Raw genomic sequence first — 18,654 nt, 5'->3', positions numbered from 1 at the left:
CTGCGCTCCCGATCCTGGATGTTCCGGCCATGCAAAAAGAAACCGAAATCAAGCTCCGCGTCAGCCGCGAGACCCTCGCCGCGCTGCGTGAGCACCCGCTCCTGAAAAAACGCAACAAAAGTGGCTGGGAACGCCGTGAGTTGATGAATCAGTACTTCGACACCCCAGAGCGTGACCTGGCCCAGGCCAAAGTCGCCCTGCGCCTGCGCAAGGACGGTGACGATATCATCCAGACCCTCAAGACCCGTGGCCAGAGTGTCGCCGGTTTGTCGGAACGTAACGAATACAACTGGGACTTGCCCAAAGCCAAGCTCGACGTGAAGAAACTCGACGGCGAGTGCTGGCCCGAGCAACTGGCCGAGCTGGACAAAAAGACCCTCAAGCCGATCTTCACCACCGACTTTGTCCGCGAACGCGCCGAAATCGCCTGGGGCCGCGGTAAAGCCAAGGTGGTCATCGAGGCCGCCCTGGACCTGGGGCATGTTGTCGTCGGCAAGCAGAAAGAAGAAATCTGCGAACTGGAACTGGAATTGCGCGAAGGCGAACCGGCCGCCCTGCTGGAACTGGCCACCGAACTGGCCGCAACCCTGGCGCTGATGCCTTGCGATATCAGCAAGGCCGAGCGCGGCTACCGCCTGTACGACGCAGGCAGCTATTCGCTGAGCCTGCCGGCGCCGCAGATTCACGCCGAAATGCCGTTGGACGACGCCTTCGCCGCCATCCTGTGGCACCTGCTGGGCAGCAGCCAGCGCCTGGCTGAGCAGTACCGCTTCAATGGCCACTGGCGGCTGTTGCAGGACTGGGTCGACAACCTCGGCGAATTGCGCGCCCTGGTCGGCAGCCTCGGCCAGGCTGCACCACGTCAATCCACCAGCGAGCTGCGCAGCGCACTGGATGCATTGCTGGAAGACTGGCGCCCGCTGGTACAGGCCGGTGACGATGATGAAGACATCCGCAAAGCTGCGCCGGAACAATTCATCGAAGAATTGGAAGACGTGCGCTGGGGCCTGTTCTCGCTGAACGCTTCCCGCTGGCTGCTGGCCCGCACCTGGACCACCGACCGCAATGTGCGGGGCAACCGCCAGGGCGCCGCGCAGATCACCAACTGGCTGCCACGCCTGCTGGCCGAAGATGCTGTCGCCCTGCAACTGCCACGCTACCAGCAACAACCGGAAGACCTGGCCGAGCAACTGCCGCGCCTCGAACGCATCCAGGCGTGGCTGCATCATGCACGTCAGGTGGTGGATATTCCGGAACTGGACCGCCTGTACGGCGAGCTGAACAAGTTGGTGCAACTGGCCAACCAGCCGATCACCGATGAATCCCTGGATGCGCGTATGCATCAGGCGATTGCGGTGTATCAGAATCGCGCCTGGAAAACCTTGCTGCGCCTGTAAGGGCGCTTTCGCGAGCAAGCCCGCTTCCACATTGGCATGTATTCACACATCAAAATGTGGAAAGGGGCTTGCTCCCGATGAGGTGCGCCTTGTCAGCGCAACACTGGCAGGCTGGTGGTGGATTTGATCTCCGACAACGCCACAATCGAATTGACCTCCTGAATACCCGGCACCATTGAGAGTTTCTCGAAGAAAAACCGCTCATACGCCTCGATATCCGACGTCACGATGCGCAGCAGGAAATCCACCGCCCCCATCAGCACATAACACTCCAACACTTCCGAAAACCCGCGAATCGCCTCGGTGAACTCGGTGAAGTTGGAACGACCGTGGGCGTTGAGTTTGACCTCGGCAAAGATCTGCGTGTTGAGGCCGATCTTCTTGCGATCCAGCAAGGTGACCTGACCACGAATCACCCCCTCTTCTTTAAGCCGTTGAATACGCCGCCAGCAAGGTGACTGCGACAGGCCCACCTGCTCGGCGATCTGCGCACTGGACAACGAAGCATCCTCTTGCAACAAGGCCAGGATACGGCGGTCGTACGCGTCCAATTCACTGTGCATAAAAATACTCATTTTGAAGAATGGATTGAATTGATCCATTCAATTAATAGCTATTTATGCTCATTTTAGATAAGAAATCTCCGCTGACGAATGTAAAAATTTCTCCAACCTGATTTGGAGATTTCCCATGCACGCCGTCGAAGCCACCCAACCTGCCGCCCGCGTCGATGCCTGGGCCGTCAACAGCGCCCATTGCCAGGCGCATTACCGCATCATTGCCGAGGCTGAGCCCGATGTGCTGTGCCGTGTGCTCAACTATTTCGCTTTGCAATGCCTGACGCCACGGCAGGTACACCTGAACCGCGAGGACGACCTGTTGAGCCTCGATATCGTGATGGATGGTTTGAGCTGGCACCGTGCCCAAGTGATCGGCGAAAAGATTCGAAACCTGATCAGCGTGTGCTCGCTGGACCTATGGCCGGCTGATTCTGCGCAGCCTCCAGCGCGATTGGCGGCCGCTCAGTAAAGGCATGAAATACACGCGGGCAGAAGGATGTTCAGGGGCTGGCTAGCCTGGGGTTGACCTCCACTGCCCCCAGGAAAATCCACCATGCCCGTCGATCAACGATTGGAACTTCACCCGATGCTGCCGGCATTGATCGACGCCGGGCTGATCACATCCGACGTTGCGCAGCGCTTGGCGAGGGTACCGGCCGACAACACCCAGCACCCCCTTGAATGTATCGCCGCCCAGGGCCCCTGCCTGGAAACCCTGACCCAATGGCTGGCCCGCCAGGCCGGGCAGCCCTATTGGCGTATCGACCCGCTGAAGATCGACGTGGCGGCGGTCGTGCCATTGATGTCCCACGCCTTCGCACAACGCCACACCATACTCGCGGTAGCCGTCGACGCGCAGACCGTCACCGTCGCCAGCGCACAGCCCTATGTCACCGGTTGGGAGGCCGGGTTGGCGCAAGTGCTCAAGCGCTCGATCAAACGCGTAGTCGCCAACCCCCAGGATATTCAGCGCTGCATCGCCGAGTTCTACCGGCTGGCCAGGTCGGTCAGCGGCGCAGATCAGAAGGCGGCGGCGCCCGGTAACTTCGAGCTGCTCAACCTGAGTGCCGGCGACGAGGAGCCGGATGCCAACGATGCTCATATCGTCAACATCGTCGACTGGCTGCTGCAGTACGCCTTTGCCCAACGGGCCAGCGATATCCATATCGAACCCTGCCGCGACCAGAGCCGTGTGCGTTTTCGCATCGACGGGTTATTGCACGACGTCTACCAGTTCCCGCCGCAGGTCACCATGGCGGTGGTCAGCCGCTTGAAAAGCCTGGGCCGGATGAATGTGGCAGAAAAACGCAAACCCCAGGACGGTCGGGTCAAAACCAAGAGCCCGACGGGCGCGGAAGTAGAACTGCGCCTTTCCACCTTGCCGACGGCCTTTGGCGAAAAGCTGGTGATGCGGATTTTCGACCCGCAGGTATTGCTCAAGGATTTTGATCAATTGGGCTTGTCGCCCGCAGATCAGCAGCGCTGGCACGCGATGACCGGCCAAGCCAACGGCATCATTCTGGTCACCGGCCCTACCGGCTCGGGCAAGACCAGCACGCTTTACGCCACGCTCAAGCAACTGGCGACCCGCGAGGTCAACCTGTGCACGGTCGAGGACCCGATCGAGATGGTCGAACCCGCCTTCAACCAGATGCAGGTGCAGCACAACATCGGCCTGACCTTCGCCAGCGGCATACGCGCACTGCTGCGTCAGGACCCGGATATCATCATGATCGGCGAAATTCGCGACCAGGAAACCGCAGAAATGGCGATCCAGGCCGCGCTCACCGGGCACCTGGTGCTGTCGACCCTGCACACCAACGATGCCCCCAGCGCCATCAGCCGCCTGCAGGAACTGGGAATTGCTCATTATTTGATCAAAGCTACGCTGATAGGAGTGATGGCGCAGCGTTTGGTGCGCCTCTTGTGCCCTCACTGCAAGCAAAGGGTAAATGCACCGGAAACTGCCCACGAGGCGGTCGGATGCGTGGAGTGTCGCGACAGCGGATATCGAGGCCGAGCCGGGCTCTACGAAATCATGCTGATGGACGAACCGCTCAAGGCATTGATCACGCCCGGGGCCGACGTGCAGGCGTTGCGCCGGGCGGCTGTCGAGCGAGGCATGTGCAGCCTGCGCATGGCCGGCCTGGAGAAAGTGAATGCCGGCCTGACCACACTGGCGGAAGTGTTACGGGTCACGCCTGGGGATTCAGAAACAAATCCTTTGATTGTGCAGCCGTGAAACCGTCCTTATCCGTGACCAGACCGTTACAATCGGTCGAACATCGTTTTACTGACACCTTCAGATAGGGAATCGCCATGCAGATCGGAACCGTACTGCTTTTGTTCGTGGGGTTGGCCGTCGCCATCCTGTTCATGGGTTTTAAAGTGGTGCCCCAGGGCTACCAGTGGACAGTCGAGCGTTTCGGCCGCTACACCAACACCCTCAAACCCGGCCTCAACATCATCATCCCGGTCATGGACCGCATCGGTCGCAAGATCAACGTGATGGAAAGCGTGCTGGATATTCCACCCCAGGAAGTGATCACCGCCGACAACGCCACCGTGCAGATCGACGCCGTGTGCTTCTTCCAGGTGGTCAACACCGCCCAGGCGGCCTACGAGGTCAACAACCTCGAACACGCCATCCGCAACCTGCTGCAAACCAATATTCGTACCGTGCTCGGCTCCATGGAGCTGGATGCCATGTTGAGCCAGCGTGACGGCATCAACGAAAAACTGCTGCGCACCGTCGATGAAGCGACGGCACCCTGGGGCATCAAGATCACCCGCATCGAGATCAAGGACATCAGCCCACCTGCCGACCTGATGGCCGCCATGTCGGGCCAGATGAAGGCCGAGCGGATCAAGCGTGCGCAAATCCTGGAGGCCGAGGGCCTGCGGGCATCGGCGATCCTGACTGCCGAAGGCAAGAAGCAGGCGCAGATCCTTGAGGCCGAGGGTAGCCGTCAGGCGGCGTTCCTGGAATCCGAAGCCCGTGAACGTCAGGCCGAAGCGGAAGCCCGTGCGACCCAGGTGGTTTCGCAGGCTATCGCATCGGGCGACGTGCAGGCGGTGAACTACTTCGTCGCGCAAAAATACATCGATGCTCTGGGCAAGCTGGCTTCGGCCAACAACAGCAAGGTGATCCTGATGCCGCTGGAGGCCAGCCAAGTGATCGGCGCCGTCGGTGGCATCGGCGAAATCGTCAAGGCCACCTTCGACAACAAGAAAGGCTGAGGCACTCGTCATGTGGGATTTCCTGCAGCATCTGTCGTTCTGGGATTGGCTGGCACTGGGTACGGTGTTGTTGATCCTCGAGGTCTTCGGCGCCGGTGGTTACCTGCTGTGGATGGGCATCGCGGCGGCGGCCGTGGGCGTGATCAAGTTCCTGATCCCGCCGCTCGGGCTGGAATGGCAACTGCTGCTGTTCGCCGTGTTGTCGATCCTGACAGCGGTGTACTGGTGGAAACGCCAGCGCAGCAGCGCCAAGGTCAGCGATCAGCCGGGGCTGAACATGCGTGGTTCGGAGTTGATCGGTCGCACATTTGTGGTGCACCAGGCCATCGTCGATGGCCGGGGCAAGATAAAAGTCGGCGATGGGGTGTGGATGGTGACCGGACCGGACAGCGCCGTAGGCGCTCAAGTACGCGTTACCGCGCAGAACGGGGCAGTTTTGCAAGTCGAAACTGTTTAGTCAGTGATGGAACTCGGTTGGGTTAACTACAATCAAATCGTTCAGATAACCCACCCGGAGTCACCCATCATGCGTCTTAAATATGCTGTCGCAACCCTTGCCGTGCTTTCTCTTCCTGTCGGCTCAGCCATGGCCGACAGCTTCTGGCGTAACGTCATCTCATCGGGTGCTACCACCGGCTCGACCTACCTGACCTTCAAGGACCACAAGATGGTCGTTGCCGCGCAAGACGACGCCGGCAGCTTCGTTGCCAGCGATGGTGGTATTCGCGGGCCGTACCTGGAAGCCGCCATGCAGAAAGTCCGCGCCGACAACCCTGGCCTGAAGGCCACCGACATGGAACTGGCTAACGCCATCCTGGCGAAAAACGCCGTTACCGAGTAATAGCACTCGCTGAAAAAATGCCGCTTTATGAAGCGGCATTTTTTTGCCCGTACCATGACGATTCATTCACGTGTGACAGCCTATATTCAGTCAAACCGTGCAACCATGCGGTATTGATACGTCTATTATTCATCGTTTACCTGAAACGGATGCCTTCTTCGTCATGAGCCAACAGCCTTTTCTGCCGTTCTCCAAACCTACCATTGATGAAGCCACCATCGCGGCAGTCGGCGATGTACTGCGCTCCGGCTGGATTACCAGCGGGCCGAAGGTGCAGGCATTCGAAGCTCAGCTATCGGAATACTTTGGTGGCCGCCCGGTGCGCACTTTCAACTCGGGCACCTGCACCATGGAGATCGCCTTGCGCATCGCCGGTATCGGTGCTGGCGATGAAGTCATCACCACTCCGATCTCCTGGGTCGCCACAGCCAACGTGATCCTGGAAGTGGGCGCCAAGCCGGTGTTCGCCGATATCGACCCGGTCACCCGCAATATCGACCTGGCTCAGGTAGAAGCCGCAATTACCCCGCGCACCAAGGCGATCATCCCGGTGTTCCTGGCGGGCCTGCCCCTGGACATGCCAATGCTTTATGCGCTGGCCAACAAGTACAACCTGCGCATCATCGAAGACGCCGCTCAGGCGTTGGGTTCCAGCTGGGACGGCGAACGTATCGGCGCTACCGGTGACTTCGTGTCGTTCAGCTTCCAGGCCAACAAGAACATCACCTCTTCTGAAGGCGGTTGCCTGGTCTTGAACAACGCCGAGGAAGCGCGCCTGGCAGAAAAATATCGCCTGCAGGGCGTGACGCGTACAGGTTTCGATGGCTTGGACGTCGACGTGCTGGGCGGCAAGTTCAACATGACCGACATCGCCGCCGCCATTGGCCTGGGGCAGTTCGCTCATATCGAGAAGATCACCGCCCATCGCCAGAACCTGGCACGACACTACTTCAAATGCTTCGGCAGCGATTTTGAAGAGAAATACGGCGCACAACTGCCACCCGCGGATTTCGAAAACAGCAACTGGCATCTGTTCCAACTCGTGCTGCCTGAACGCCAGGACGGCCTGCCGGCACGTGCGACATTCATGGAGCAGATGCAGGCCCACGGCGTCGGCATTGGCTATCACTATCCACCGATCCACCTGCTGAGCCTGTATCGGGCACAGGGGTTCAAGGAAGGCATGTTCCCGGTAGCCGAGCGTGTTGGACGTTTGATCGTGTCGTTGCCGATGTTCACGGCGATGACAGAGGCGGATGTCGAGCGGTCTGTAGCTGCTGTAAAAGCGGTATTGCAGCGCTGAAAAGCGTCGCTGGAGCCGGGTTGCCCGGCTCCAGCGGCAGCATCACTCGCCGATGGCGGCCTTGTAGCCGGTGGCATCCAGCAGTGTTTCCAGGTCAGCCGGGTTGCTTGGCTTGAGCTTGAAGATCCATGCGCCGTAAGGATCGGAGTTCAACAATTCAGGGCTGGCACTCAGCTCTTCGTTGACCGCAATCACTTCGCCAGCAATCGGCGAGTAGATATCCGAAGCCGCTTTCACCGACTCGACCACCCCCGCCTGGGCCTCTGCGGCAAACACGTTGCCGACTTCCGTCAGCTCAACGAACACCACATCACCCAGCGCTTCCTGAGCATGGTCAGAGATCCCGACGGTCACCGTGCCGTCAGCTTCCAGACGGGCCCATTCGTGGCTTTCGGCAAAACGCAGTTCGGCAGGGATATCGCTCATAGTCTGTGTCCTCAAGAAGAAATGTCAGCGGCCTTCGGCCTGCCGGAAATAGGTTAGATCAAGGTTTTGCCATGGCGCACGAAGGTCGGCTTGACCACTCGAACCGGGTACCACTTGCCGCGGATTTCCACTTCGGCCCGATCGGCGGTGGCCGTCGGTACACGCGCCAAGGCAATGGATTTACTCAGCGTAGGAGAGAAACTACCACTGGTGATCTCTCCTTCGCCAACATTGGCGATACGAACCACTTGATGAGCGCGCAAAACCCCGCGCTCCTCCAGCACCAGCCCGACCAATTTGAACTGCACACCTGCGGCTTTTTCCGCCTCCAGTGCCGCACGGCCGATGAAATTGCGCTCGACAGGCTCCCAGGCAATGCTCCACGCCATATTGGCCGCGAGCGGTGAAACGTCCTGGTGAATATCCTGGCCATACAGGTTCATACCGGCTTCCAGGCGCAACGTATCGCGGGCGCCAAGGCCGATCGGTGAAATGCCGGCGCCGACCAGGTCGTTGAAAAAGCCCGGAGCCTGATCGGCAGGCAGGACAATCTCCAGGCCGTCTTCGCCGGTATAACCCGTGCGGGCAATAAACCAGTCGCCGTCGGCCTGGCCCTCAAAGGGCTTGAGCTGGTGGATCAGGTTGCTGCGGGACTGGGTCACCAGTTCGGCGATTTTCTGCCGGGCATGCGGGCCTTGGATAGCCAGCATGGCCAACTCGGACCGCTCTTGCAGCTGCACCGAAAAATGCCCCAACTGCGCCTGCATCCAAGCCATGTCCTGGTCGCGGGTGGCGGCATTGACCACCAGCCGGTAACCGGTTTCGGTGCGGTAGACGATCATGTCGTCGACCACCCCGCCCTGCTCGTTGAGCATGGCGCTGTACAACGCACGGCCGCAGCCGTGCAAACGATCCACATCATTGGCCAGTAAATACTGAAGCCATTCCTTGGCCTGACGGCCTGTGACATCGATCACGGTCATATGGGATACATCGAACACCCCGCAGTCGCGTCGCACCTGGTGGTGTTCTTCAACTTGCGAACCGTAATGCAGAGGCATATCCCAACCGCCAAAATCGACCATTTTCGCGCCGAGGGCGAGATGCAGGTCATACAGAGGCGTACGCTGTCCCATGGGTTTCTCCTTCCGGGCTTGGCGAAGGTGCGCGGAGCAGCTATTCGCGCCTGAACGCCTTGAATTACAAGGCCCGCAGCCACGTCCAGCGACCCGCTCCGAAAGACGAAGCGCACCGAATGCCGCGCATTGTAGCCGCAAGCCGGAGTACTGACACCTAACCGATTTGCCTCGCAGACCTGCGGATCAGCCCAATCACCGGCAAAAGGCCGACCAGTACCAGCGTCAGTGCCGGCAAGGAGGCCCGTGCCCATTCGCCCTCGCTGGTCATTTCAAAGATGCGCACCGCCAAGGTATCCCAGCCGAACGGGCGCATCAGCAAGGTAGCGGGCATTTCCTTGAGGACATCCACGAACACCAGCAGTGCTGCGCTCAACGCCCCGGGCAGCAATAACGGCAGATACACTTTGAAAAACAGTCGCGGGCCACCGACGCCAAGACTGCGCGACGCTTCCGGCAACGATGGGCGTATCCGCGCCAAGCTGCTTTCCAACGGCCCGTAGGCCACCGCCAGGAATCGCACCAGATACGCCAACACCAACGCCGACAAACTACCCAGCAACAGCGGCTTACCCGCGCCACCCAACCAGCCCGACAGCGGCACCACCAGCTCGCGGTCCAGATAACTGAACGCGAGCATGATCGACACCGCCAGTACCGAGCCCGGCAAGGCATAGCCGACATTGGCCAGGCTGATGCCGGAGCGAATCGTTCGTGTCGGTGCCAGACGGTTGGCGAAGGCCAGGATCAACGCCACGCTGACCGTTATCAGCGCCGCAATGCCCCCCAGGTAGAGCGTGTGAATAATCAGCCCGGCGTAGCGCTCATCCAGGTCGAACCGGCCTCGCTGCCAGAACCAGGCAATCAGTTGCAGCATCGGAATCACAAACGCGCACGCGAACACCAGCATGCACCAGCCGCTGGCCGCCAGGGCCTTGAACCCGTGCAGCTGATACAGCGCCTTGCCCCGCGGCCGCTCGTTGCTCGGTCGACCCGCGCCACGGGCGCGCCGTTCGCCGTAGAGCACCAACATGACGACCAGCAACAACAAACTGGCAAGCTGCGCCGCGCTGGACAGGCTGAAAAATCCGTACCAGGTCTTGTAGATCGCGGTGGTGAAGGTGTCGAAATTGAACACCGATACCGCGCCAAAATCCGCCAGGGTCTCCATCAGGGCCAAGGCGACGCCGGCGCCAATCGCCGGCCTGGCCATGGGCAACGCCACGCGCCAGAATGCTTGCCACGGCGACTGCCCCAACACGCGCGCGGCCTCCATCAAGCCTTTGCCTTGGGCGAGAAAAGCGGTGCGCGCCAGCAGGTAGACATACGGGTAGAACACCAGCACCAGCACGATAATCACACCGCTGGTGGAACGCACCCGTGGCAGGCGCAAGCCCGCGCCGAACCACTCACGCAACAGCGTTTGCACCGGGCCTGCGAAGTCCAGCAGGCCGACAAACACAAAGGCCAGCACGTAGGCGGGAATCGCAAAGGGCAGCATCAGCGCCCAGTCGAGCCAGCGGCGTCCGGGGAATTCACACAGGCTGGTCAACCACGCCAGGCTGACACCCAGCAGCGTCACGCCAACACCCACGCCCAGCACCAAGGTCAAGGTATTGCCCAGCAGGCGTGGCATCTGGGTTTCCCAGAGGTGGGACCAGATCTGCGGGTCGATGCTTTGCCAGGACAACAGCAGCACGCTCAGCGGTAGCACCACCAGCGCCGCTACGGTGAAGACCGGCAGGTACCAGCGGCGTTGGGCGGGGTGGGCCAAAATCAGTGCTCAGTCAATAAATTGCATGCCATCACCGCAGTCCGATGTGGGAGGGGGCACCCCCTCTCACATTTGCAACTGCGGTGCCGTTCAGTTCCAGCCGGCGCGGTCCATCAACCGAATGGCCTCGGCCTGACGCTTGCCCGCCACTTCAACCGGCAAGGTGTCCGCCACGAATTTGCCCCAGGTCGCCACTTCGGCCGAAGGTGGCACCGCCGGGTTGGCTGGGAACTCCTGGTTCACATCCGCAAAGATCTGCTGAGCTTCGGGCGTGGTCATCCATTCCACCAGCGCCTTGGCCGCTTCCGGGTGGGGTGCATGCTGGGTCAGGCCGATGCCCGACAAGTTCACATGCACGCCACGGTCGCCCTGGTTCGGCCAGAACAGTTTCACCGCCAGGTTCGGGTTCTGTTTATGCAGGCGGCCGTAGTAGTAGGTGTTGACGATACCCACGTCGCACTGCCCGGCGTTGATGGCTTCGAGCACGGCAATGTCATCGGAGAACACGTCGGTGGACAGGTTGTTGACCCAGCCCTTGACGATTTCTTCGGTCTTGGCCGCGCCATGGGTTTCGATCAACGTGGCGGTCAGCGACTGGTTATAGACCTTCTTCGCCGTGCGCAGGCACAGGCGGCCTTCCCACTGCTTGTCGGCCAGGGCTTCGTAGGTGGTGAGGTCGCCCGGTTTTACCCGGTCGGTGGAATAGGCGATGGTCCGCGCGCGCAGGCTCAAGCCGGTCCAGGTGTGCTTGGACGAGCGGTATTGCAGGGGAATGTTCTTATCGATCACCGGGGAAGTGAACGGTTGCAGGATGCCCATTTGCTCAGCCTGCCAGAGGTTGCCGGCATCGACGGTGAGCAGCAGGTCGGCGGTGGCATTTTCACCTTCGGCCTTGATGCGCTGCATCAACGGAGCTTCCTTGTCGGTGATGAACTTCACCTGCACACCGGTCTTCTGGGTGTAGGCGTCGAACACCGGCTTGATCAGCTCGTCGATGCGCGAGGAGTAGACCACGACTTCGTCGGCGGCCTGCACGGTGGTGCTGCCGATGAGGGTGAGTGCCAGGGCAGTCAGGAGGCGCTTGGGTGCCAACATGGGTGCGGTCTCTCATTTGCAAAAAGAGGGCAAATGATAAGGGCTCACATTTGGTAGCGCTCAGCGGAGGCGTTACCAGATGTTGCACATTGGCCTCAGGGCCTGGCCAGCTCCGGCAGATCTCCGCTCAATCCCAAAGCCTGGCGCACAAACACCGCCTTGGCCTCAGGCATCTGATCGACCATTTTCAAGCCTGCATTACGCAGCCAGCGCAACGGCAACTGGTCGGCCTGGAACAACCGCTCAAACCCTTCCATCGCCGCCATCAGCGCCAGGTTATGCGGCATACGCCGACGCTCGTAACGACTCAGTACCTTCACATCCGCCAGACGCTCACCACGCTCGGCGGCCGACAACAACACTTCGGCCAGCACCGCTGCATCGAGAAAGCCCAGGTTCACGCCCTGCCCCGCCAGCGGGTGGATCACATGGGCCGCGTCGCCGATCAATGCCAGGCCTTCGGCCACGTAGCGCTTGGCATGACGCTGGCGCAACGGCACGCAGACCCGTGGGTCGGCGCTGACCACCGTGCCGAGACGCCCTTCAAAGGCACGCTCCAGCTCACGGCAGAAGTCTTCATCATCCAGCGCCATCAGGCGTTCAGACTCAGCCGGTGTGGTCGACCAGACGATCGAACACCAATCCTCCTGCCCATCACGCACCAAGGGCAGGAACGCCAGCGGCCCGGTATCGGTAAATCGCTGCCACGCCGTGCGCTGATGCGATTGGCTGCTGCGCACGCTGGTGACGATGGCGTTATGCAGGTAATCCCATTCACGGGTCGGCGTGCCGGTCAGGCGGCGCACGGCAGAGTTGGCGCCATCGGCGGCGATCACCAGTGGCGCACGCAACGTGCGGCCGTCGGCCAGGGTCAGCAGCCAGTCATCGCCGGAGCGGCGCATCTGTTCCAGGCGCGCATTGGCCAACAGGCCCAGGTCGCAGTCATGCAGCCGGTCGAGCAAGGCATCCTGAACCACGCGGTTCTCGACGATATGCCCCAGTACGTCAGCGTGCACGCTGGCCGCCGAAAAGTGGATCTGCCCCGTACCGCTGCCATCCCACACCTGCATCTCGCCGTAGGGGCTGGCACGCCGTTCGACGATGCCTTCCCACACGCCAAGTCGCTCGAGAATGCGCTGGCTGGCGGCCGACAAGGCGCTCACGCGAGGCTCGAAGGCCGCCTCAAGGTCGAACGGCTTGACACTCAGCGGGCTGCCGTCGAGCAACAGCACCTGCAGGCCACTGCCCTGCAACGCCAGCGCGAGCGCGCTTCCGACCATTCCGGCCCCGACAATCAGCACATCTGCGCGCATGTCCATGCTTTAAGCCTTGTCTCGTGTGCGGCACAGGCCGCGAATAAAGAAGTGGGCCGGTTCAAACATCGGGACGCGTGCCCAGCCCCATGGCCTGGCGGGCGAACCAGCGTTTGGCCGGTGGCAGTAGATCCAGCCCCAGCAGCCCGAGGTTGCGGCCCAAGGCCACTACCGGTTGTGCGCTGCCAAACAAACGCGTGACCTGGTCGGAGAAGCCCACGGTCAGGTTCTGGTCCAGGCGCTGGCGCTCGCGATAGCGCTGCAGGGTCGCCAGGTCACCCGGTATCGCCGGCCCGGCCAACAACGCCTCGGCCAGGGCACTGGCATCGCGCAGGGACAGGTTGAACCCTTGCCCGGCGATCGGGTGCAGGCTGTGGGCGGCATTACCGAGGATGACCAGGTGCGAACGTACCTGCTCTTCGGCCTCCACCAACGTCAATGGGTACAGGTGACGGGCGCCGACTTGCTTGAGGGTACCCAGGCGATAGCCGAACACGCCCTGCAGCTCGCTCAGGAAACTGCGCTCGTCGAGGTTGGCCAAGCGCTGGGCGTCCATGCCAAGCCGCGTCCAGACCAGTGCACAACGGTTGTCCGGCAACGGCAGCAGAGCCATCGGGCCTTCATCGGTGAAGCGTTCGAAGGCCTCGCCGTTGTGAGCTTCGCTCGGCGTGATGTTGGCGATCAAGGCGCTCTGGTTGTAGGGGCGGGTTTTGACCCCGATGCCCAGTTGCTCGCGCAAACCGGAGCGACCACCGTCGGCCAGCACCGCCAGGTCGCATTCCAGCACGGTCTCATCGTTAAGCGTCAGGCGATAGCCGTCGGGCAGCGGCTCCAGGCGGGTCACTTCTGCCGGGCAGCGCCAGCTGATCACGTCTTTGTCCAGACCTTGCCACAGGCATTGGCCGAGCCAGGCGTTTTCCACCACGTAACCCAGGGCAGGCACGCCCTCCTCCAAGGCCGACAACCGCGCGGTGGAGAAACGACCACGGTCCGACACATGAATCTGCTTGATCGGCTCGGCGCGACGGGAGATTTGCTGCCACAGGCCCAGGCGCTGATAAATCTGCCGGGCACCAAACGACAGCGCCGATGAACGCGCGTCATAGCTGGGTTGGTAAGTGTCACCGGGGGCGAACGGCTCGATCAGCACGATCTTCCAGCCCCGTGCCTTGGCCCCGGCCTGCAGTGCCAGCGCCAGGCTAGCACCTACCAGGCCGCCACCGATAATCGCCAGGTTGACGCGGCTCATCGGGCAGCCGCCATCAACGCTTCGATGTCAGCGACGGTCTTGGGCACGCCGCCGGTCAGGATTTCACAGCCTTGCTTGGTCACTACCACGTCGTCCTCGATGCGTACGCCAATGCCACGCCACTTCTTTGCCACGTTCTGGTTGTCCGGCGCGATATAAATCCCCGGCTCCACGGTCAATGCCATGCCGACTTCCAGCACACGCCATTCACCGCCCACCCTGTATTCGCCCACATCGTGCACATCCATGCCCAGCCAATGGCCGGCGCGATGCATGTAGAACGCGCGGTAGGCCTCGCTGGCGATCAGTTCATCGACATCGCCCTGTAACAACCCCAAGTCCACCAGCCCCGTAGTGATGACGCGCACCGTCGCCTCATGGGCCTGGTTCCAATGCTTGTTCGGCGCGATCTCGGCAAAGGCGGCTTCCTGGGAGGCCAGCACAATTTCGTAGATCGCCTTTTGCTCGGGCGAAAACTTGCCGTTGACCGGCCAGGTGCGGGTGATGTCACTGGCATAGCAGTCGATTTCGCAACCGGCGTCGATCAGCACCAGGTCACCGTCCTTGAGCACTGCGTCATTGCGCTGGTAATGCAGGATGCAGCTGTTGCGCCCGGCGGCGACGATGGAGCCATAGGCCGGCATCTTGGCACCGCCCTTGCGGAACTCGTAATCCAGCTCGGCTTCCAGGCTGAACTCATACAAGCCGGCGCGACTGGCCTGCATCGCCTTCACGTGGGCCGCACAGGAGATACGTGCAGCCTCACGCATCACCTTCACTTCTGCCGCCGATTTATACAGGCGCATGTCGTGGAGCAGATGATCCAGGGCAACAAATTCGTTCGGCGGCTGCGCGCCCAGGTGTGCTTTGGAGCGGATCACGTTGATCCACTCCATCAGGTGCCGGTCGAACTCGGCGTTGCTGCCCATGGCCGAATACACCCGGTCGCGGCCTTCGATCAGGCCGGGCAGGATGTCGTCGATATCGGTGATGGGAAAGGCGTCGTCGGCGCCAAAATCACGCACTGCGCCTTCGGTGCCGGCGCGCAGGCCGTCCCACAATTCGCGTTCGGCATTGCGCTCGCGACAGAACAGCACGTACTCGCCGTGCAAGCGACCGGGCATCAGCACGATCACCGCTTCAGGCTCGGGGAAGCCGCTCAGGTACTGGAAGTCGCTGTCCTGGCGGTATACGTGCTCGACATCACGGTTGCGGATCGCCACGGCGGCGGCCGGCAGGATCGCGATGCTGTTGGGTTCCATCTGCGCCATCAGCGCCTTGCGGCGCCGGGTGTATTCCGCTCTGGGGATATGAATCATGGGCAGATGGGCGTCCTTTCTTAATGCAGCGAAGGCTTGGGGGCAGCCGGCTCAGCGGACTTGCGGGTCTCGGTGAACAGCAGCAGCGGAGCGACGCGCAGGTATTCCATCACTTCCATGTAGTCGCTTTCACCGTCTTCGGACTCTTCCAGGGCGTCTTGCACCTGGGAGATGGCTGCCAGGTCCTGCAACACTTCCTTGGCGTCGGTGCTCAACTCCAGGCCGGCGGCGTTGACGCCAAAACCGTGGAGGAAGCCCTGGCACCATTGGCCCAGCGCTGCAGCGCGCTCGGTGAGTGGCGCGTCGTCGGTCGGCAGCAGCAGCACCACGGTGACATCGTCTCCCGTCAGCTCGCCCTTGACCATTTCCTGCAGGCCGATCAGCGCGTTGCGCACGTTATCTTCTGGCTCTTTCTCCAGCAGCTCGGCCACATCGGCCAGCCAATTGTCCGCGTCAAAGCCGACACCTGTGCAGCTGCGGCCCACCAGCACACCGTGCAGTTCGGCAGGCGAGCAAGGATGACCGCTGGTGCTCAGCAGTTTGGAAAAAGCATCATACGGGGAGTTCTGAATAGGCATGGTGAGCTAGGCGCCAGACGGCGCAATGTCTAGAATGAAGCGCTGTATCCTAGCACCGGCAGACGTACCAAGACTATCGAGGGCGTCAGATCGTTTATCCTGAAGTTGCCATTCATCAGACAAATCCAGTGGAACCCAATGGAAGACACCGACCTGCAAGCGCTGATGGCCAGACTCGAACTGCTAATTGATCGGGTCGAGCAACTTAAGAGTCAAAACGGACTCCTATTAGCTCAGGAAAAGACCTGGCGCGAGGAACGCGCTCACCTCATTGAAAAAAACGAAATCGCCCGGCGTAAGGTCGAATCGATGATTTCGCGCCTGAAGGCCCTGGAGCAAGACTCATGAGTTCAAGCAATAGCGTAACCGTGCAGATCCTCGATAAAGAATATTCGATCATTTGCCCCCAGGAAGAGCGCAATAACCTGGTGAGCGCCGCCCGTTACCTGGATGGCAAGATGCGTGAGATCCGCAGCAGCGGCAAAGTGATCGGTGCCGACCGTATCGCGGTGATGGCCGCGCTGAATATTACCCACGACTTGCTGCATAAGCAGGAACGGCCTGACGTACAGGCCAGCGGGTCGACGCGTGAGCAGGTGCGTGACCTGCTGGAACGCGTGGATCTGGTGCTTTCCAGCGATTCGGACGCACCCAAGGGCTGATTGACGCCTCGGTTTAAGGTATACTCGCCCCACTCCCTGGCGTGTTTGCCAGTCGGCGATGTCCCTGAGCCGATTCGCACTACCCTGGAAGTTGCACGTTGGGCTGGTGTGCATGTCCGCTAGACGGAAAGCCTTAAAGCCTACTGCTTCTTCCACCTTGAACTTTCGGGTTCAAGGGCTAAGTCGACAGCGGCTCTGTCGGGGAGCCTGAATTCCCAAACTCAATGCCAGTCTCAGGACTGGCATTGTTTTATGAGCCGAAAAACCATGACCGAACCTGCGCCGCTTTCCCGTCCGCAACTTCGACGCATGTTGCGCAAGGCCCGCCGCGAACTATCGCCGAGCGAGCAGCGCAAGGCCGCCCATGGCTTGTATCGGCAACTGGCACAGCATCCGCTGTTTCGCCGGGCCAGGCATATCTCCTTGTATCTACCGACAGACGGCGAAATCGATCCGCGCTTGCTCTTGCGCGCCGCTCAGCGTCGGGGCAAGGCCACCTATCTACCGGTACTCAGCGCCTGGCCACGGACCAAAATGGTGTTCCAGCGTGTGCGACCTGGGGATAAGTTGTCGCCCAATCGCTTTCGCATTCTTGAACCGCAAGTGAATGCCAACCGCCAACGCCAGGTCTGGGCGCTTGATCTGGTGCTGTTACCGCTGGTGGGGTTCGATGATGTGGGCGGGCGCCTGGGCATGGGCGGTGGGTTTTATGATCGCAGCCTGGCTTACCTGTCGCGCCGTCAGAGCTGGCGCAAGCCGACGCTGTTGGGGCTGGCCCACGAATGTCAGAAAGTCGATCGCCTGACGCAGGCAAGCTGGGATGTGCCGCTGGCGGGCACCGTCACCGATAGGCAGTGGTATGTCGCGCAAGCGCCGCTGCAAACAGCGACGCCTTGAAAGGAAGGGTTAACGCTTGAACGGTTGCTGCTGAGCCAATTCAATCGGCGCATCGGTCTTGTTCGACCACAGGCTCTGGGCATATCCCGTGGTCACGACGCCCAGACCAAACAAAATAACCAAAATCCATAGTAAATCCGGTTTACGTTGCATCGATTGCCCCCCTTCAGGCACCTCGTACACGATGACAACAACGTTCCAAAGTAGTCCGTTGCAGCTGCGTCAAGCTTTAAAAGGCGGCATTCTGCGGTAACGTGAACCAACACGCAAACCTTGACGCCAACCGACTGTCGGTTTGTCATGGAATTGCCTGACAACTTGCCCAATGCCTTTTTCAGGAGCCTAAAAATGGCCTATTGGCTGATGAAATCCGAGCCCGATGAACTCTCCATCAACGGCCTGGAAAAGCTCGGCGAAGCCCGCTGGGACGGGGTGCGCAACTATCAGGCGCGAAACTTCCTACGAGCCATGGCCGTGGGCGATGAGTTTTTCTTCTACCACTCCAGTTGCCCCGAGCCGGGCATTGCCGGCATCGGCAAAATCATCGAAGCGGCGTATCCGGACCCGACAGCACTGGAACCTGAAAGCCACTATTTCGACGCCAAGGCCAGCGCGGAAAAAAATCCGTGGAGCGCCATCAACGTCGCTCACGTGAAAACCTTTCCCAAAGTACTGAGCCTCGGCTACCTGAAACAGCAAGCGGCTCTTGCCGAACTGCCATTGGTGCAAAAAGGCAGCCGGCTTTCAGTGATGGCCGTCACGCCTGAGCAATGGGCCGCCGTGATCAATCTGCTTTAACTGACCGGCATCAAGTCCTCGCCAGGGCACACCGGTCACACTAGGACGTTAATGCCGCAGGATGCA

At 60.8% G+C, this 18,654-nt stretch carries 21 protein-coding genes and 1 other RNA gene; 12 read left to right on the top strand and 10 right to left on the bottom strand.

Features of this window, described 5'->3' with window-relative positions; genetic code table 11:
- The first annotated feature begins 29 nt into the window (after nucleotides 1-29).
- Complete coding sequence (locus tag ACQRBT_RS10535) at nucleotides 30-1,397, top strand: inorganic triphosphatase (protein ID WP_060753551.1); 1,368 nt, start codon at nucleotides 30-32, stop codon at nucleotides 1,395-1,397.
- A 92-nt stretch (nucleotides 1,398-1,489) separates the two neighbouring features.
- Here the strand turns inward: ACQRBT_RS10535 and ACQRBT_RS10530 are convergent, their stop codons facing one another.
- Nucleotides 1,490-1,960 (bottom strand): Lrp/AsnC family transcriptional regulator, encoded by a 471-nt coding sequence (locus ACQRBT_RS10530; protein ID WP_060753552.1) that lies wholly within the window; start codon nucleotides 1,958-1,960, stop codon nucleotides 1,490-1,492.
- Nucleotides 1,961-2,087: 127 nt separating this feature from the next.
- On the opposite strand from ACQRBT_RS10530, the gene ACQRBT_RS10525 reads away from it, so the two are divergent.
- From ACQRBT_RS10525 to ACQRBT_RS10500, 6 genes are all read left to right on the top strand, one after another.
- The gene (locus ACQRBT_RS10525) at nucleotides 2,088-2,426 is read left to right on the top strand and encodes a hypothetical protein (protein WP_060753553.1); all 339 of its coding nucleotides are present in this window, start codon (nucleotides 2,088-2,090) and stop codon (nucleotides 2,424-2,426) included.
- Between the two features lie 84 nt (nucleotides 2,427-2,510).
- Complete coding sequence (locus ACQRBT_RS10520) at nucleotides 2,511-4,199, top strand: GspE/PulE family protein (protein WP_412046190.1); 1,689 nt, start codon at nucleotides 2,511-2,513, stop codon at nucleotides 4,197-4,199.
- Nucleotides 4,200-4,276: 77 nt separating this feature from the next.
- Nucleotides 4,277-5,197: an SPFH domain-containing protein gene (locus ACQRBT_RS10515; protein WP_090368085.1), complete on the top strand. Its 921-nt coding sequence runs from the start codon at nucleotides 4,277-4,279 to the stop codon at nucleotides 5,195-5,197.
- 10 nt (nucleotides 5,198-5,207) lie between these two features.
- Complete coding sequence (locus ACQRBT_RS10510) at nucleotides 5,208-5,654, top strand: NfeD family protein (protein WP_060753556.1); 447 nt, start codon at nucleotides 5,208-5,210, stop codon at nucleotides 5,652-5,654.
- Nucleotides 5,655-5,723: 69 nt separating this feature from the next.
- Nucleotides 5,724-6,038, top strand: a complete 315-nt coding sequence (locus tag ACQRBT_RS10505; protein ID WP_060753557.1) for a DUF2388 domain-containing protein — start codon at nucleotides 5,724-5,726, stop codon at nucleotides 6,036-6,038.
- Between the two features lie 163 nt (nucleotides 6,039-6,201).
- A complete protein-coding gene (locus ACQRBT_RS10500) occupies nucleotides 6,202-7,341 on the top strand; it encodes a DegT/DnrJ/EryC1/StrS family aminotransferase (protein WP_060753558.1) in 1,140 nt (379 codons plus the stop codon).
- A 42-nt stretch (nucleotides 7,342-7,383) separates the two neighbouring features.
- Here ACQRBT_RS10500 and gcvH read toward each other — a convergent pair whose 3' ends face one another.
- The 8 genes from gcvH to ACQRBT_RS10460 form a co-directional block, all read right to left on the bottom strand.
- Entirely contained in the window at nucleotides 7,384-7,767 is a 384-nt protein-coding gene (gene gcvH / locus ACQRBT_RS10495) for a glycine cleavage system protein GcvH (protein WP_104994972.1), read from the bottom strand.
- Between the two features lie 53 nt (nucleotides 7,768-7,820).
- The gene (gene gcvT, locus ACQRBT_RS10490) at nucleotides 7,821-8,903 is read right to left on the bottom strand and encodes a glycine cleavage system aminomethyltransferase GcvT (protein ID WP_060753560.1); all 1,083 of its coding nucleotides are present in this window, start codon (nucleotides 8,901-8,903) and stop codon (nucleotides 7,821-7,823) included.
- Between the two features lie 157 nt (nucleotides 8,904-9,060).
- On the bottom strand, nucleotides 9,061-10,677 hold the full coding sequence (locus tag ACQRBT_RS10485) for an ABC transporter permease (protein WP_412046191.1): 1,617 nt from the start codon (nucleotides 10,675-10,677) through the stop codon (nucleotides 9,061-9,063).
- A gap of 90 nt (nucleotides 10,678-10,767) precedes the next feature.
- Complete coding sequence (locus ACQRBT_RS10480; RefSeq protein ID WP_104994974.1) at nucleotides 10,768-11,772, bottom strand: extracellular solute-binding protein; 1,005 nt, start codon at nucleotides 11,770-11,772, stop codon at nucleotides 10,768-10,770.
- Between the two features lie 95 nt (nucleotides 11,773-11,867).
- Complete coding sequence (locus tag ACQRBT_RS10475) at nucleotides 11,868-13,085, bottom strand: 2-octaprenyl-3-methyl-6-methoxy-1,4-benzoquinol hydroxylase (RefSeq protein ID WP_412046264.1); 1,218 nt, start codon at nucleotides 13,083-13,085, stop codon at nucleotides 11,868-11,870.
- A gap of 61 nt (nucleotides 13,086-13,146) precedes the next feature.
- Entirely contained in the window at nucleotides 13,147-14,334 is a 1,188-nt protein-coding gene (ubiH, locus tag ACQRBT_RS10470; protein ID WP_060753564.1) for a 2-octaprenyl-6-methoxyphenyl hydroxylase, read from the bottom strand.
- Nucleotides 14,331-15,653: a Xaa-Pro aminopeptidase gene (gene pepP / locus ACQRBT_RS10465; RefSeq protein WP_412046192.1), complete on the bottom strand. Its 1,323-nt coding sequence runs from the start codon at nucleotides 15,651-15,653 to the stop codon at nucleotides 14,331-14,333. Before pepP ends, ubiH begins: the two co-directional genes overlap by 4 nt.
- Nucleotides 15,654-15,673: 20 nt before the next feature.
- Nucleotides 15,674-16,231, bottom strand: coding sequence for a YecA family protein (locus ACQRBT_RS10460; protein ID WP_060753566.1), 558 nt, complete (start codon nucleotides 16,229-16,231; stop codon nucleotides 15,674-15,676).
- A 138-nt stretch (nucleotides 16,232-16,369) separates the two neighbouring features.
- Between ACQRBT_RS10460 and ACQRBT_RS10455 the strand changes: the two genes are divergently transcribed.
- The 4 genes from ACQRBT_RS10455 (at nucleotide 16,370) to ACQRBT_RS10440 (ending at nucleotide 17,790) form a co-directional block, all read left to right on the top strand.
- On the top strand, nucleotides 16,370-16,579 hold the full coding sequence (locus ACQRBT_RS10455; protein WP_003177365.1) for a TIGR02449 family protein: 210 nt from the start codon (nucleotides 16,370-16,372) through the stop codon (nucleotides 16,577-16,579).
- Nucleotides 16,576-16,893: a cell division protein ZapA gene (locus ACQRBT_RS10450; protein ID WP_003176812.1), complete on the top strand. Its 318-nt coding sequence runs from the start codon at nucleotides 16,576-16,578 to the stop codon at nucleotides 16,891-16,893. The genes ACQRBT_RS10455 and ACQRBT_RS10450 overlap by 4 nt, the downstream gene beginning before the upstream one ends.
- A gap of 30 nt (nucleotides 16,894-16,923) precedes the next feature.
- Nucleotides 16,924-17,102: non-coding RNA, 6S RNA (gene ssrS / locus ACQRBT_RS10445), on the top strand.
- 58 nt (nucleotides 17,103-17,160) lie between these two features.
- On the top strand, nucleotides 17,161-17,790 hold the full coding sequence (locus ACQRBT_RS10440; RefSeq protein WP_161550278.1) for a 5-formyltetrahydrofolate cyclo-ligase: 630 nt from the start codon (nucleotides 17,161-17,163) through the stop codon (nucleotides 17,788-17,790).
- A gap of 9 nt (nucleotides 17,791-17,799) precedes the next feature.
- Here the strand turns inward: ACQRBT_RS10440 and ACQRBT_RS10435 are convergent, their stop codons facing one another.
- Nucleotides 17,800-17,943: a hypothetical protein gene (locus ACQRBT_RS10435; protein WP_090368070.1), complete on the bottom strand. Its 144-nt coding sequence runs from the start codon at nucleotides 17,941-17,943 to the stop codon at nucleotides 17,800-17,802.
- Nucleotides 17,944-18,138: 195 nt separating this feature from the next.
- Here ACQRBT_RS10435 and ACQRBT_RS10430 point away from each other — a divergent pair, with 195 nt between their 5' ends.
- Nucleotides 18,139-18,588 (top strand): EVE domain-containing protein, encoded by a 450-nt coding sequence (locus ACQRBT_RS10430; RefSeq protein WP_090368068.1) that lies wholly within the window; start codon nucleotides 18,139-18,141, stop codon nucleotides 18,586-18,588.
- Nucleotides 18,589-18,654 lie beyond the last annotated feature (66 nt).

Source organism: Pseudomonas sp. R19M, assembly GCF_050312585.1.
Classification (GTDB): Bacteria; Pseudomonadota; Gammaproteobacteria; order Pseudomonadales; family Pseudomonadaceae; genus Aquipseudomonas; species Aquipseudomonas palleroniana.
The sequence above is the reverse complement of the archived record's forward strand: the minus strand, read 5'-3'. Positions and strand labels throughout refer to the sequence as shown.